The sequence below is a fragment of the Hyphomicrobium sp. GJ21 genome, from assembly GCF_001006785.1.
Taxonomy (GTDB): Bacteria; Pseudomonadota; Alphaproteobacteria; order Rhizobiales; family Hyphomicrobiaceae; genus Hyphomicrobium_B.
The window spans coordinates 1-13,813 of record NZ_CDHO01000003.1; the positions used below are offsets into that span (position 1 = coordinate 1).

The window sequence follows — 13,813 nt, forward strand, 5'->3', positions numbered from 1 at the left end:
TCGGGGGTGGGGGTCTACCGGAGTTCGCCGCTCCCCCACCCGGCGCTTACGCGCCACCCTCCCCGCAAGGTGGAGGGGAACAGCTCCCCGCCTCGCGCACGTCGAGCGTGAAAATGGAGTTCAACTCCGAAGTCTCGACACGCATCCCCTCCCCCCATTCCTTCAATGGGAGAGGGTTAGGGGCAGCATCGCGAGCGGTGCTTACCGCCGCCCCTCATGCAACAAGGCCGTGCCCTGCGGTCGGCTCCGCGAAGCGGAGTCGCCGGGCACCACAAAAAACATTGCCGGGCACCAACAGGAAAGCATCACAACATCCTCACTGTCGGTTTCAGCGCATCACTCAACAGCAAATCCGTAATCGCCCAGACAAGCGCGTCGGCGCGATCGGGGCTGCGGCCCTTGACCGTGCCGTCGGACCCAAACGCACACATCTGATCCTCGAGCGCGTCGAGCCGGCCGACGTGCGCCACGCGGCCTTCCGCGTAGAGCGCCGCGACCGGCTCGGCCCTAACCCATTTTCCCCGCGTCGCTCTGACTTTGACGACGGGGAAATTCTGTCGAAACTGCTGCAGCACGGAGACGACGAGATCTCCGCCTTGATTGACTTCAGCGACCATGCGGTCGGCTTCGTAATCGTCGAACGCGGAAAGCGCCGCACGCGCCCAGATTTCAGGCGTTCGTCCCTGTACGGTTCGATCGGCGAGAACGTAGGCGCGCTTGTCGACACCCAATCCCGCAACGACAATTCCGCACGCATCCGACGCGGCCGTCGCCGTAACCGGCGGATCGACAGCCACGACGACGCGTTGCATCTCGGGCACCGCATCGACGCGCGCCTCCTCGATCCAATGCCGCCGCCACAGGCCGTCGCTCGCATCCTCGACGATTTCGCCGAGCAATTCCTGCCGCCCGATCGCCGAGCCCGCGTAACGCCGCGTCATCTCCGCGAGAAACGTCGGCGCGAGGTTCAACGCGTTGTCCGCCGTCGCGAGATTGACGGTCACAGTCGCTTCGTCCGCGATAATCGATTTCAAAAGCTTCGTTGCGCGCGGCGTCGTCGTCACGCAGGCGCGCGGCGCATCTCCGAGACGAAGCGCAAACTGCAGCATGTCCCACGCCTTCTCCGCGTTCCGCCACTTCGCAAGCTCATCGCACCAGGCGGCGGTGAATTGCGGACCGCGCAGAGCTTCTGCTTCGTCCGCCGAGAACAATTCCGCCACCGCGCCGTTCGGCCATGTGAGCCGCCGCTTCGACGGCTCGAACACGGGCCGCTCGCGCGCCGGATGAACCGCGAGCAAACCCGATTGCCCTTCGATCATCACGTTGCGCACGTCGGCCAATGTTTTTCCCACCAGCGCGATACGCGGGGATTCTTTTGTTGGCGCTCGGCGACTCCCGTTCCGCGAGCCGGCCGCCGAGCGCGGCCCTGGATCTTCGCCGCAGGCCAGCCCTCTGATCCACTCTGCACCCGCGCGAGTCTTGCCGGACCCGCGTCCGCCAAGCAGCATCCACACGCGCCATTGTTTGATTGCGCCTTGCGACTCCGCTTCGCGGAGCCGGCCGCAAGGCGCGGCGTTGTTGGACGAATCTCGCGCAACATCGAGCGCGCTCGGCGTCCGGCTCCCCGCAGGGGAGTCGCCGAGCGACAACAAAGGACTCAATTGTTCGTCCCGCGCCCACAATTCCCAATCATGCGCGATGAACTCCAGCTCGGCGGCCGAAAGCTCATTCAGAATGTCGCTGAGACGTCCGTTTGCGATTGAGGCGTTCAAGACGTTCCGCAATTTCGCGGCGTAAGTCTTCCGCATGAGCCAGCGCCTCCTTGCTCTTGGCGTCGCCTCCCGTTGCCTTTCGCTTCGTCATCTCGCGTTGCATCTCAACGGCTTTCTCCAATGCATTGACCATCTGCGACAGAGCCCGGGACGCACGCTCGCGATCCTGCGACGTGAGCCCCTTCTGCTTTTCGAGTTTTTCGAGTTCGCCATCGATCGTGTTGTAGACACGCTGCACGAGGGCGCCCGGTTTTGACTTCTTTGCTGGCGCGCTGCGACTCCCCTTCGGGGAGCCGGCCGCAGCGCGCGGGGCAATTTTCTTCGAGCGGACACGCGTCGTCGTTCGCCGCGCGCTCGATGCCGCTGCCATGGGCTGCTCACCTTTTCAGAATTTCGGGAAACGCGTTCGGCGCAACGGCCGGGATTTCGGTGAGATCGTCGTCTCACACTTTCCGCGTTATACAGAGATGATGCCCGAGAAGCGTCGCGCTGTCAATTGAGAAAACAACATAACACGTTGAAAATATTTGAAATTATAGCAATCCGGAAGTCAAACCGTCCAAGTATAAATCAGCTCCGGCAAGCGAGGATAAGTTTCTCCGCGTCAGCGTGATCGACCAGACGAAGCCGCGCGTTCCTTACGTTGGCGAGGTTGTTCCGGCGCGGCCTGCTGCTCCTCAGCCCCCAAATCCGGGATGATGTAGCGCCAGTAGTTCTCTTCCTTGACGCGCTTCTCGCTCATCGCGAACGAGCTGACTGCGATGCCCGCCTGATGCACCGTCTCGGACGACCCGGAAATCAGCGGATGCCACCACGGCAGATCGCGCCCTTCGTCGACAATGCGATAGCCGCACGTCGGCGGCAGCCATTTCAGCTCGCGCGCCCGTTTGACGTCGATCTGCAGACAATCCGGCATCTTGCTGAAGCGATTCGCATAATCCTTGCACTGGCAGGTCCGCACGTTCAGCATGCTGCAGGCGAGCTTCGTGGTGTAGACCTCACTCGTGTCTTCGTCCTCGAGCTTGACCAGGCAGCAACGGCCGCAGCCGTCGCAGAGCGATTCCCACTCCTCGGGCGACAGCTGTTCAAGCGTTTTGGTCTTCCAGAACGGTTGGCTGTCGCCGTCCAACGTCAGTCTCTCTTTCACTTGCCAGCGCCGCCGAATTGACCACAATTTGGTCGCCTTGCGACGCCTAACGTCCGTCGCTGAAGGTTTGCGGTGCATCCAGCAGGGAGGCGCCGCAATAGTGCTTGCAATGCGTCACGTGTTTTGGTGCTGAAGGGGCTTAATCCCACGTGCCCCGCAAGGCAAGTCTGCCGTCGGGTCGACGTGGCAAGGGGTGACGGGTCTTGAACGACTGGTTCTTCAGACAGGGCGGACGCGACCGTTTCATCAACTGGCTTGCCCTTGATTCGAAACTCAACTCGACGCTTGGCGAGGCTTGGTCTCGCATCAAGGATTACTGGAACGCCGGCTCGAGCTACTTCGCTCGCTTCCAGCTCGTCGGCTGGCGGCGCCTGCTGAATGAATTCGCCTCCGAAGGCCTGACGATGTTGTTCGGCGGACTGGTCGTGCTCTACGGCCTGGCGCTGCCAGCGTTCCAGGAATTCGACGAAAGCAAGTTCCTGACCGGCAAGTTCGCGGTCACCTTCCTCGACGTCAACGGCAACGAGATCGGCAAGCGCGGCATCCTGCACAACGACGCGGTGCCGCTCGATCAGATTCCCGACGTCCTCATCAAGGCGACGCTGTCGACGGAAGACCGCCGCTTCTTCGAGCACTACGGCATCGACGTGCTCGGCACGATGCGCGCCCTGCTGACGAACGTGCAGGCGAACGAGGTCGTGCAGGGCGGCTCGACGCTGACGCAGCAGCTCGCCAAGAACCTGTTCCTGTCTTCCGAACGCTCGCTGCAGCGAAAAATCAAGGAGCTGTTCCTCGCCTTCCTGCTCGAGAGCCGGTACACGAAGCGGCAGATCCTGAAACTCTATTTCGATCGCGCCTACATGGGCGGCGGCACGTTCGGCGTCGAAGCCGCGTCGCAGTATTATTTCGGCAAGTCGGTGCGCGACATCACGATGGCGGAAGCGGCCATGCTCGCCGGATTGTTCAAAGCTCCGTCGAAATATTCGCCGCTCGTCGATCTCGCGGCTTCGCGCGCCCGCACCAATCAGGTGCTCGATAACCTCGTCGAAGCCGGATACTACACGGCAGGACAGGTTCATGCCGCGCGCATGAGCCCGGCACGCGTCGCCGAGAACCGCACGTCGACGAGCCCCGACTGGTTCCTCGATTGGGCGTATGAAGAAGTGCAGCGGCTGGCCGAAGGCAAGGACCAGTATGTTCTGACGGCGCGCACAACCGTTGATCTCACGCTGCAGCGTCAGGCGGAAGAAGCGCTCAACGCCACACTGAAACGCAACGGCCGCTCCGATCATTTCAATTCCGGCGCCATCGTCGTGATGGAAACCGACGGCAAGGTGCGCGCCATCGTCGGCGGCCCCGACTACGGCGAAAGCCAGTTCAACCGCGCGACGCGCGCCAAGCGTCAGCCCGGCTCATCGTTCAAGGTCTACGTCTACGCGGCAGCATTGGAGAACGGCTACAAGCCCGACACGATGGTGCGCGACGCCTCGCGCTCATGCGGAAACTGGTCGCCGTCGAACTACGGCGGCGGCGGCGGCTCGGGCGGCAGGCTTCCGCTCTGGCAGGCGCTGGCGAAGTCATTGAACACGGTCGCAACGGAACTCTCCTTCGCGGTCGGGCGCGAGAAAGTCATCGAGATGACCAAGCGTCTCGGCATCGAAGGCGTGAAGAAAACGTGCTCGATGGCGCTCGGAGACGGCGGCATCACGGTGCTCGAACACACTGGAGGTTTCGCGACCTTCGCCAACGGCGGCAAGCGCGCCAAACCGTTCGGCATTCTCGACATCACGACGTCGAAAGGCGACCTCCTCTATTCGCGCGAACGCGATGAGCCGCCGGCCGAGCAGATTGTCTCGCGGCAGGTAGCCGAAGGCATGAACACGATGCTCTATCGCGTCGTCAACGAAGGCACCGGCGGCATGGCCAATCTCGATTTCACCAACGTCGCGGGCAAGACCGGCACCTCGACCGGACCCAAGGACGCATGGTTCATGGGCTTCACCGGCAAGTACGTTGCGGGCGTGTGGATCGGCAACGACGACAATCACGCGATGCGCATGGGCGTCACCGGCGGCCATCAGGCGGCGCCCGTCTGGCATGATCTCATGACGGTGGCGCACACCGACATGAACATCCCGACCATTCCAGGCCTGCAACCGCATCCGCGTCAGATCGAGGAGCAGCAGCGATTGGCGGCGATCAAGGCCGCGCAGGTCGCGGCCGGACTTGAACCCGCGACGAAGGACGAAGCCGGCAAGCCCGAAACCATCATGTCGGAAAAAACCCGCGCCGTATTGAAGTCGCTGACGACGGCGCTGCGCAAGGCAGAAGGCGGCCCTGGCGATCCCGCGACGCCATCGCCGTCCAATGCACCGCAAGATCCGAAGGACCCCAAGACTCCCGAACGTGCCGACCGGCGCGCGCCGCTGTTCGGTTCGCCTTCCGGCGAGCCGGGCGCATCCGGCGCCCAGCGCGCACAGTAGGAGGATCAGGGCGTGGCGTCGCTCGAACTCAAATCCTATGAGCGGCCATCGGCGCTGGCGCTTGTGCGCACCGTTGCGGCGATCATCTTCCGCGCCGTCAGTCTGATCGCGGCCGTCGCGCTCGCAACCGGCGTCGGCGTCTGGTCGAGCCGCTACATGATCTCGCGCGGCTCTCCGCTTTCCGTTGATTCCTACGGTCCCTGGCAACACTGGCGCGACCTCGGCCGCGAAAACGCCGACCCGTATTCGAAGGCGCATCTCGCATCGACCGGCAAGCTCAGGATCTCCGCCGATAGCGCCGGCATCTTCGAAGCACGGACGGACTCGCAAGGCGCGCGCCTGCACTCTTCCTGCAACTACAAAATCGAGGGCGCGAGCTTGCCCGGACTTTGGTGGAGCCTCGCGGTCTTCGATGCTCGTGGCCGCCTGATCCGCAACGACGCGGATCGCTATACGTTCACCGCCGATACGATCGCACCGAACCCGAACGGATCGTATGTCGTGACGCTCGGCCGCGACGCGCGTCCCGGCAACTGGATACCGACCGGCGGCGCAGGGCGTCTCGTTCTCGTGTTCACCGTGCTCGATCCGGCGAACGGCCTCTCCGACGAGCAGCGCGCTGAACGCAACAAGCGGCTTCCCGTCATCACGCGGGAGAGCTGCTCATGAACCTGTTCAAGCGCATCGACTGGCGGCTTTTGGTGATCTTCGTTCTGGTCGCGGTGATCGTCCACATCGTTGCGACGTTCCTCGCCGTCAACGATCAGCGCGGCACGGCTTACGCCCGCCTCGCGAATGTTCTGCCGCACAACACGATGACGATCGTCGGGCCGGTCGACACGCAACAGGCGCTGCTGCCGTATCTGTCGCCGGACGCGCGATACGCGTTCTGCCCGTTCGATACCGCGGATCGCGCAATGCGCGTGCACGCGTTGCTGCCCGACCTCGGATGGACCGTCGGCGTCTATGCGCCTGACGGGACGAACCTCTATTTCGCCGCCGCCTCCTCCGAGCGCGAGACGACGATCAATCTCTCGATCATTCCGGCCGATGATCGTTTCCTGGGCCTATCGAGCGAAGCTCCGCAGACCGGCGACACAGATCAGACCATCGCCGCGCCGAAAGGCTTCATCGTCGTGCGCGCACCCGACCGGGGCGATCCCTATCGCACCGAAACGCAATCCGTGCTCGAAAAAGCCTCGTGCTCCGTCCGGCGCACTTAATGCTCGCTGCCCGGCGCGTCAGCTATCGATTTCGAGCGTATCGCGACCAGGCTTGCTCTTCTTCGGCTTTTCGACCGCAGGTTCGGGCCGTTCATACCTGACACCCGGAAAGAAAACGATGTCGGCCGAACCGCCGGCGTTGACCGGCCCGGAGTTCACCGGCAAAGACTCGGTTCGTCGCGAAGTGCTCCTGAATTCCACGATTGTCGCCATGCGTGGCCCCCCAAAACACGAAGCTCCCTTCGTGCATGCGGCTCCGCCCGTCATGAGGCTCGTCAACCACCCCGTTATGACACCGTACAAAAACGGTTGCGGCGAAGATGCGTTGCGGCCGCTCGAATCAGCGCATGCATCGATTACAGGCGCGGGGGCATTAACGGAGTGTAAATCTTCCAGCGTCGCGCGCGGAAGCAGCCTCCGCTATGGCAGCAATTCATCGCCGAGAAAATTGCGCCCCTCGCGATCCTCGATTTCGACGATCCAGAGATCGCTGTCGAAACTCGTCTCGCGGTTCAGCAGCGTTTCAGCCTCCGCCTCCGGAACGAAACCACGATCGAAGCGCGACACCCAGCGCCGGTCGTGATCGGCATCGTCAAGTCCGGCCGGAGCCGGCGCATAGACGGCCGCCATCAGATCCTGACGCACGATCTTGATGAAGATCGCACCCGCATCGTCATCGCCGTGGCGCACGACCACGCCGCTGGCGCCGTTGACGGTGCACCGGCGCAAATACGCCTTGACCCAGATTTCTGATTTAAGCCGCATGCTCTCAAGTTATCAGCAAGACCGGCGCAGCGCCTAGCGCGAGGCGGAGCGCGACGACGCACCCTGGCGCAACTTCGCTTGACCCTGAAGACGGATCAGCCGGCTCATCATCGGGCCTGAGATACGGCCGCTAGCCTTGAGCTTCTGCTCGGTCTCGAATTCGCGGATCGCGCGCCCGAGTTCCGGCGTCAGCGCTCCCCCAGCGGCACCCGTCTGATAGCCGAGCGCGGCAAGCTTCAGCTTGACGTCGCGCACCAGCGCCTCGCCATCGGGCGAGATCGTTTTGCCCGGCCGCGCGCTGTTCTGTTCGAGCGACGACGAGCCGAGCACGATCTGGCTCAGCAGCGGCTCGCTCGGTTTGCCGGTCAGCACCAGCCCGTTGTCGTATTCGTAAGCGAAGATCGCGGCGCGCGTGACGAGCCCCGCGACGCCGTCCGGCTGCCCGACATCATACCCGCGCGCATCGAGTTCGCGCTGAATGCCGCGCGTGACTTCCGCCGTGTTGGCGTCGTCCTTCAGCGGACCCGTCGGAGGATCGGTCGGCCCCGGCAACGGCGGCGCAGCCGACGGTGGCGATGTCGGCCCCATTCCGAGTCCCGGACCTTCCACCCATCCGCCACGCGCCGGCAGCCCTCCGGTCTCGATCGCGCTGGCCTGACTTGCTCCCGGTCCCTTGCCCTGGAACGCAGCCATGTTGACGGCGACGCTGAGCGTCATCAGCACGGAAGCGCCGATTGCGATTTTGCGATCCCACCCGATCATGTCTCAACGGCTCCGTTCGCCCCTGCGCGGTATCGCAAGACTATGCCGGCCAGCCGTTAAGGTCTTCTTAACTGTCGGAACGAGGCCCAAAAGAGATGCAAAGCATTTTATCAAAATTTGCCTCAAATTCGCATCGAAGACTGATCGAATTGTAGTGCACACGCTAGCGTCGTCTTGAATTGGCTTTGGTATGAGAATGCTGCGGGAGCCTCACGTCTTTCCCGCTCAACTCTGCGAAGGTCGACCATGGGCTTGTTGCGTACCGCCATAATCGTTGCCATCGGGGTTGCCGTGCTGCCATCGGATCACGAGCAGCAGCAGCGCTTGTACGAGCGCGCCGGCGCCACCGCGCAATGGGTCGTCACGTTCTGCGATCGCAACGCGGGAACGTGCGCGAAGGGTTCGGAATATTGGTCGGTATTCGTTGCGAAGGCCCAGTTCGGAGCCAAACTTGCCTACGACATGATGCGCGATAGGCAAGGTGGGGCAAGTGAGACGGCTGCGGCCGATCATGACGATCGGCCGTATAAGCCGGCCGTGCTCGAGCGCGAGATGGGAACGCTCACTCCGCTCGACAAAGAACCGGCGTGGCGCGGCAAAAAGTCAAGCAAGGGCAGCATCTAGGCTCAAATCGAGCCTTGCCGCGGCGGGGTTCGGCCACCTATTTTCAGGTAATGCCCGATAAGCGGGCTGCTTGGAATTTCCGATGACGATTGACGACATCCGCGCCGATTTCGCGCTCCTCGACGATTGGGAGGACCGTTACCGGTACGTGATCGAACTCGGCCGGGCGCTTCCGCCGCTCCCCGAAGACCTGCGGACCGAAGCGAACAAGGTTCGCGGCTGCGCCAGTCAGGTCTGGCTTGCGACAAAGCCGGTCGCGAACGCGAGTTCCGGCAGGGCAAGCGGCATGGACATGCAAGGCACGAGCGATGCCATGATCGTCCAGGGACTGATCGCCGTGTTGTTCGCTATTTACCAGGACAAGACCCTGGAAGAGATCGTTGCCACAGACGCGCAACACATCTTCGGCGAACTCGGATTGAGTGAGCATCTGACCCAGCAGCGTTCGAACGGCCTCGCCTCGATGGTGAAGCGCATCCACTCCGACGCCGAGATGATGCTGGCTGCCTGATCACGCGCTATCCTGCTCGATCGCCGGACGATAATCGCTCGCGCCCCAGTGCCGGACCTTGACGGGTCTCGCGCCGGACGGCTCAGGCGCGCGCAGCAAACCATAGTGACGGGCCAGCTGACGCAACGCGATCTGCAAAATGATCTTGCCGGAGCGTTGCGGCCATCCGCTCGCCTTCTCGCTGGCTTCGAGTCCTTTCAGATGACAGCAGACGTCGATCAGAACGCCGGCCAGATCCGGCCCGACGCTCGCCAGCGCGCGCCGCACCCGCTCGCGCGCTGCGATGACGGAATCGCGCATATCCGGGCCGAGGTCCGGCGCACCACCACTGCCGCCGCCGCCACCGAGCAGCAGAGACCAGTTGGCCGTGACACGCGGCGTCATCTGAGCGAACCAGAAATCGGCGCGGAGACGCTCTCCGGCATCGAATTCCTCATCCGACAGCATCGGCCTCCCGTCCTTGTCCTTGCGTCGCGCGAGCCACGCCAGCGGGCTCTCTTTAAGATCGCGCTCGGGCGTTTGATGGTCAGCAGCTCTCGCTGCCGAAGCCGCGGAGCTTCGTCTCATCGCCATCGTCTTACCTCGTGGGGATTTGCTGCTTAAGAAAGTCGCGTCAGTGCGGACGCCGTTTTTCGGCGCGCATGACGAGCGTCGGCAATGCCCAGCCGAGAAGGTCGAGCGTCCGGTCCAGGATCGGATCGTCACGCCGGTATTCGACCTTCAGGCAGCCATAGGAAACCGTCGTGCGGTCCCTGCCGAACATCGTGCCGACGTCCGTCAAAGTCATCCCGCACGACACGTGCGCAAGATACATCGCAATCTGGCGTGCGGACGCGATGCCTTTGGCACCGCGCGTGCCGTGCCAAAGCGCGCCGCTCTCGACGCCGAATACGCTCGACATGGCGAGATCGAGCGCGAGGCGCGCCTGACGATAGTGCTGCTCTTCCAAAGCATCGGAAAACGCCGGGCCGCGCGGACGCGTTTTCAACGCGAGGCTGCGAGAGACTTCAAGCATGTGTTCTTCTTCTCATGTGCTTAGATCGGCTTCTCAACGCGGGATGCGCTTCGTTGCAGTGGGGCCGGTCAAGATCGCTCTCCAGTTCGACGCAGAAGCGACGAGCAGAAGATAGAACCGGCAGGAGTAGCGGGGATAAGTTTTTTGTTCGCGCACCCGTTCACCTTACTCAAAAAACAGATCCCAGGAACTTATCCCCGCGCCCGTGCAGTGCAGCACTGTGTGGCGCCATGCCAGATAACGTCTCGATACGGAACATCACTACGCGGACGAAAAGCTCAACGGGCTGCCGCTTCAATTCGAAGGCCAGATGCGCGGACGATCTGCAGCGCGCATTGCCGCTGTGGCCGCGCGAGCGCGATGATCGAAGCGTTGAGGGTCGCGAGAGACTTATCGTGGCGCTCGAACGCGCCTTGCGCAGAGAGCGGCGGAACGGTCGCGCAGGGCATCCCGCCTACGACCTTGAACGCCACGCATCGCTCAACCGGATTCTGAAAATGGAACGCGCCGCACTTGCGGCGCTTCCGTATCGTGTTCACCAACCGCGACGACCGCCGCAAAAGTAAAATGATGCGGCGCGAAGAAAATCAGCGCCGCGTTCCGAGGCCCATCTTCTTGGCAAGCTGCGAGCGGGCGTTGGCATAGTTCGGAGCGACCATCGGATAGTCCGGCGGCAGGCCCCACTTCTCGCGATATTCCTCAGGCGAAAGATTGTAATGCGTCCTGAGGTGCCGCTTCAGCGATTTGAACTTCTTTCCGTCCTCGAGGCAGATGAGATAGTCCGGCATCACGGATTTCTTGACCGCGATTTTGGGCTTGGCCTCCTCGCGCTCCACCGGCGCGCTACGCCCGGCGGCACGGCTCAGCGCGGCATGCGTCTCAGCGATCAGACCCGGCAGATCCGTTGATGAGATAGAGTTATTGCTGACATAGGCGGCGACGATGGTCGCCGTGATGGTCACAAGCTCAGGCTGGGACGGACTGTCCATCGTTATGTTTTCCGCTACTGTTTCTAGCCGAGTTCAGAGGTGCGCCTAACAGATGGCAAGCTTCGACGCAGATCGCTTTGACGACGTCTTAGCCATATTTTGCCGATGTCTGAACTTGCCCCGAATAGAACTTGTCTTCACTTGTGAAAGCTTTGACTACAGCTAATGTTCATTGTCAATTGCGGCTCCTCAACACTTCACAGCATCACTAATTCTTGGCGCCATCTGAACTCCATTGTGACGTTGCTTCAAATTGAGGCTCGCGCGTTGACGCGGGCGCTTTACGCGTAAAGAAACCATGCAACGCCATGCGCTTCCCAATGAAAGGCCTCCCCAAACCATGACCGCGCCGATCGCCTCCGCTTCTCCCGATCAGGTTCCTGCGAACGAACAGGTCTGCCCACCCTTGGCGCGCCGCGAACCTGTGACGGCGATCCATCACGGCATCACGCTCACGGACGATTACGCCTGGCTCCGCGCCGCGAACTGGCAGGAGGTCATGCGCAAGCCGGAGACGCTCGCAGCCGACATCCGCGCCTATCTCGAAGCCGAGAACGCCTACACCGACGTGAAGCTCGTCGATACGAAAGCGCTGCAGGAAACGCTGTTCCTCGAGATGAAGGCGCGGCTCAAGGAAGACGATCGCCAAGTGCCGCAGCCGGATGGTCCGTACGAATACTTTCCGCGCTTCGTGAAAGGCGGCCAATATCCCGAGCTGTGCCGTATCCCGCGCGGCGGCTCTACCGACGATGCCGAGGTGCTTCTCGACGGCAACGCCGAAGCCTCAGGCAAGAAGTATTGGGACCTCGGCGGCACGACCCATTCCGAAGACCACCGCCTGCTCGCCTACTCGACCGACGATAAGGGCTCGGAGCTTTACACGGTCCGCATCCGCGACCTCGCGACCGGCAAGGATCTCGCTGACGAAATTCCCGACACGCGCGGCAGCCTGGAATGGTCGCGCGACGGCTCAACCCTGTTCTATATCAAGGTCGACGATCATCAGCGCCCGCTGTTCGTTTACAGCCACAAGCTCGGAACGCCCGTATCCGACGACAAGCTCGTCTATGCCGAACAGGACTCGGGATTCTTCGTCGGCCTGTCCGCGACCCAATCGGGCAAGTTCATCCTGATCGACATTCACGATCACGAAACGAGCGAAGTTCATCTGATCGACGCCGACAGCCCGGAAGATCCGCCCCGCCTCGTCGCGGCCCGCCGCGTCGGCCATCAGTACAGCGTCGAGCATCACTGGTCGCTGCTGGTCATCACCACCAATTCCGCCGACGCGGAGGATTTCCGCATCGTCGTAACGCCGGTCCACGCGACCGACGAGGCGAACTGGCGCGAGATCGTTCCGCACAAACCCGGCCGCCTCATCCTCGACGTCGGCGTCTATGAGAATTTCATGACGCGCCTCGAACGCGAGAACAGCCTGCCGCGCGTCGTCATCACGCCGATCACCACCGGCATCGTCGTCGATCGCGACGTTCTCGATCTCTCCAATGAGCACACGATCGCCTTCGAGGAAGAAGCTTACGCGTTGGGCCTCGCATCGGGCTACGAGTTCGACACGAGCCGCATTCGCTTCACGTACTCATCGCTGACGACGCCCGCCGAAACCTACGACTACGACATGGCGACCCGCGAACGCGTTCTGCGCAAGCGCCAGGAAGTCCCGAGCGGCCACAACCCGGCCGACTACGTGACGCGACGGCTGCTCGCGCCCGCCGAGGACGGCGCGCTCGTTCCTGTCACGCTGCTCTACAAGAAGACGACACCGCTCGATGGCTCGGCGCCGCTGTTTCTCTATGGGTACGGCGCTTACGGCATCTCGATGCCTGCATCGTTCTCGACCGCGCGGCTGTCGCTCGTCGACCGCGGCTTCATCTACGCGATCGCGCACATCCGCGGCGGCAAGGACAAAGGCTTCCGCTGGTACACCGACGGCAAGATGAAGAAGAAGAAAAACACCTTCACAGACTTCATCGCAGCCGGCGAGTATCTCGTTGCGCAGGGCCTCACTCGGCGCGGACGCATCGTCGCGAACGGCGGTTCGGCGGGCGGCATGCTGATGGGCGCGATCGCCAACATGGCGCCGGATCTCTTTCTCGGCGTCATCGCCGACGTGCCGTTCGTCGATGTGTTGAACACGATGCTCGACAAGGATCTGCCGCTGACTCCGCCGGAATGGCCGGAATGGGGAAACCCGCTGACGAGCAAGGACGACTTCGACTACATCCGAAGCTATTCGCCCTACGACAACGTCCAAGCAAAACGCTATCCGCACATCCTGGCTTTGGCCGGCCTCACCGATCCGCGCGTCACCTATTGGGAGCCCGCGAAGTGGATCGCGAAACTCCGTGCGCGAAACACCAGCGATAATCTTGTGCTGCTGAAGACCAACATGGGCGCAGGACACGGCGGTGCTTCCGGCCGCTTCGACGGCCTCAAAGACACCGCCCTGAATTTCGCGTTCGCACTGAAGGTCGCGGACCTGGCGGAATAGCGGAGCACGACGC

15 protein-coding genes are annotated in these 13,813 nt (G+C 62.5%); 6 read left to right on the forward strand and 9 right to left on the reverse strand.

Translation table 11 applies throughout. The annotated features are described in order from the left end of the window. Positions 1-305 precede the first annotated feature (305 nt). The 3 genes from HYPGJ_RS08235 to HYPGJ_RS08245 all read right to left on the reverse strand — a co-directional run bounded on the left by HYPGJ_RS08235 (position 306) and on the right by HYPGJ_RS08245 (position 2,919). On the reverse strand, positions 306-1,808 hold the full coding sequence (locus tag HYPGJ_RS08235) for a terminase family protein (protein ID WP_052750845.1): 1,503 nt from the start codon (positions 1,806-1,808) through the stop codon (positions 306-308). Then, positions 1,726-2,142, reverse strand: coding sequence for a hypothetical protein (locus HYPGJ_RS19195; protein WP_046846820.1), 417 nt, complete (start codon positions 2,140-2,142; stop codon positions 1,726-1,728). The genes HYPGJ_RS08235 and HYPGJ_RS19195 overlap by 83 nt, the downstream gene beginning before the upstream one ends. Positions 2,143-2,376: 234 nt before the next feature. Further along, on the reverse strand, positions 2,377-2,919 hold the full coding sequence (locus HYPGJ_RS08245; protein ID WP_046848233.1) for a YcgN family cysteine cluster protein: 543 nt from the start codon (positions 2,917-2,919) through the stop codon (positions 2,377-2,379). Between the two features lie 203 nt (positions 2,920-3,122). Here HYPGJ_RS08245 and HYPGJ_RS08250 point away from each other — a divergent pair, with 203 nt between their 5' ends. Genes HYPGJ_RS08250 through HYPGJ_RS08260 form a run of 3 tightly spaced genes read left to right on the forward strand, consistent with a single transcriptional unit; the run spans position 3,123 to position 6,625 of the window. After that, a complete protein-coding gene (locus tag HYPGJ_RS08250; RefSeq protein ID WP_046846821.1) occupies positions 3,123-5,402 on the forward strand; it encodes a PBP1A family penicillin-binding protein in 2,280 nt (759 codons plus the stop codon). 12 nt (positions 5,403-5,414) lie between these two features. Further along, positions 5,415-6,071, forward strand: a complete 657-nt coding sequence (locus HYPGJ_RS08255; RefSeq protein WP_046846822.1) for a DUF1214 domain-containing protein — start codon at positions 5,415-5,417, stop codon at positions 6,069-6,071. Further along, positions 6,068-6,625, forward strand: a complete 558-nt coding sequence (locus tag HYPGJ_RS08260) for a hypothetical protein (RefSeq protein WP_013215130.1) — start codon at positions 6,068-6,070, stop codon at positions 6,623-6,625. Before HYPGJ_RS08255 ends, HYPGJ_RS08260 begins: the two co-directional genes overlap by 4 nt. Positions 6,626-6,643: 18 nt before the next feature. Here HYPGJ_RS08260 and HYPGJ_RS08265 read toward each other — a convergent pair whose 3' ends face one another. From HYPGJ_RS08265 to HYPGJ_RS08275, 3 genes are all read right to left on the reverse strand, one after another. Continuing rightward, on the reverse strand, positions 6,644-6,838 hold the full coding sequence (locus tag HYPGJ_RS08265; protein ID WP_046846823.1) for a hypothetical protein: 195 nt from the start codon (positions 6,836-6,838) through the stop codon (positions 6,644-6,646). 207 nt (positions 6,839-7,045) lie between these two features. Then, a complete protein-coding gene (locus HYPGJ_RS08270) occupies positions 7,046-7,390 on the reverse strand; it encodes a DUF1491 family protein (protein ID WP_046846824.1) in 345 nt (114 codons plus the stop codon). Positions 7,391-7,423: 33 nt separating this feature from the next. Further along, positions 7,424-8,152, reverse strand: coding sequence for a peptidoglycan-binding domain-containing protein (locus HYPGJ_RS08275; protein WP_046846825.1), 729 nt, complete (start codon positions 8,150-8,152; stop codon positions 7,424-7,426). A 246-nt stretch (positions 8,153-8,398) separates the two neighbouring features. Here HYPGJ_RS08275 and HYPGJ_RS08280 point away from each other — a divergent pair, with 246 nt between their 5' ends. Both HYPGJ_RS08280 and HYPGJ_RS08285 read left to right on the forward strand, forming a co-directional pair. Next, a complete protein-coding gene (locus tag HYPGJ_RS08280; RefSeq protein ID WP_013215126.1) occupies positions 8,399-8,776 on the forward strand; it encodes a DUF5330 domain-containing protein in 378 nt (125 codons plus the stop codon). 82 nt (positions 8,777-8,858) lie between these two features. Beyond that, positions 8,859-9,287, forward strand: a complete 429-nt coding sequence (locus HYPGJ_RS08285; protein WP_046846826.1) for a SufE family protein — start codon at positions 8,859-8,861, stop codon at positions 9,285-9,287. On the opposite strand, the gene HYPGJ_RS08290 is transcribed toward HYPGJ_RS08285, so the two are convergent. From HYPGJ_RS08290 to HYPGJ_RS08305, 3 genes are all read right to left on the reverse strand, one after another. Next, a complete protein-coding gene (locus HYPGJ_RS08290; protein ID WP_046846827.1) occupies positions 9,288-9,860 on the reverse strand; it encodes a DUF6456 domain-containing protein in 573 nt (190 codons plus the stop codon). A 40-nt stretch (positions 9,861-9,900) separates the two neighbouring features. Continuing rightward, on the reverse strand, positions 9,901-10,302 hold the full coding sequence (locus HYPGJ_RS08295; protein ID WP_013215123.1) for a helix-turn-helix domain-containing protein: 402 nt from the start codon (positions 10,300-10,302) through the stop codon (positions 9,901-9,903). A gap of 587 nt (positions 10,303-10,889) precedes the next feature. Beyond that, on the reverse strand, positions 10,890-11,291 hold the full coding sequence (locus HYPGJ_RS08305) for a MucR family transcriptional regulator (protein ID WP_046846829.1): 402 nt from the start codon (positions 11,289-11,291) through the stop codon (positions 10,890-10,892). Between the two features lie 340 nt (positions 11,292-11,631). On the opposite strand from HYPGJ_RS08305, the gene HYPGJ_RS08310 reads away from it, so the two are divergent. Beyond that, a complete protein-coding gene (locus HYPGJ_RS08310) occupies positions 11,632-13,800 on the forward strand; it encodes a S9 family peptidase (protein ID WP_046846830.1) in 2,169 nt (722 codons plus the stop codon). Positions 13,801-13,813: the final 13 nt, after the last annotated feature.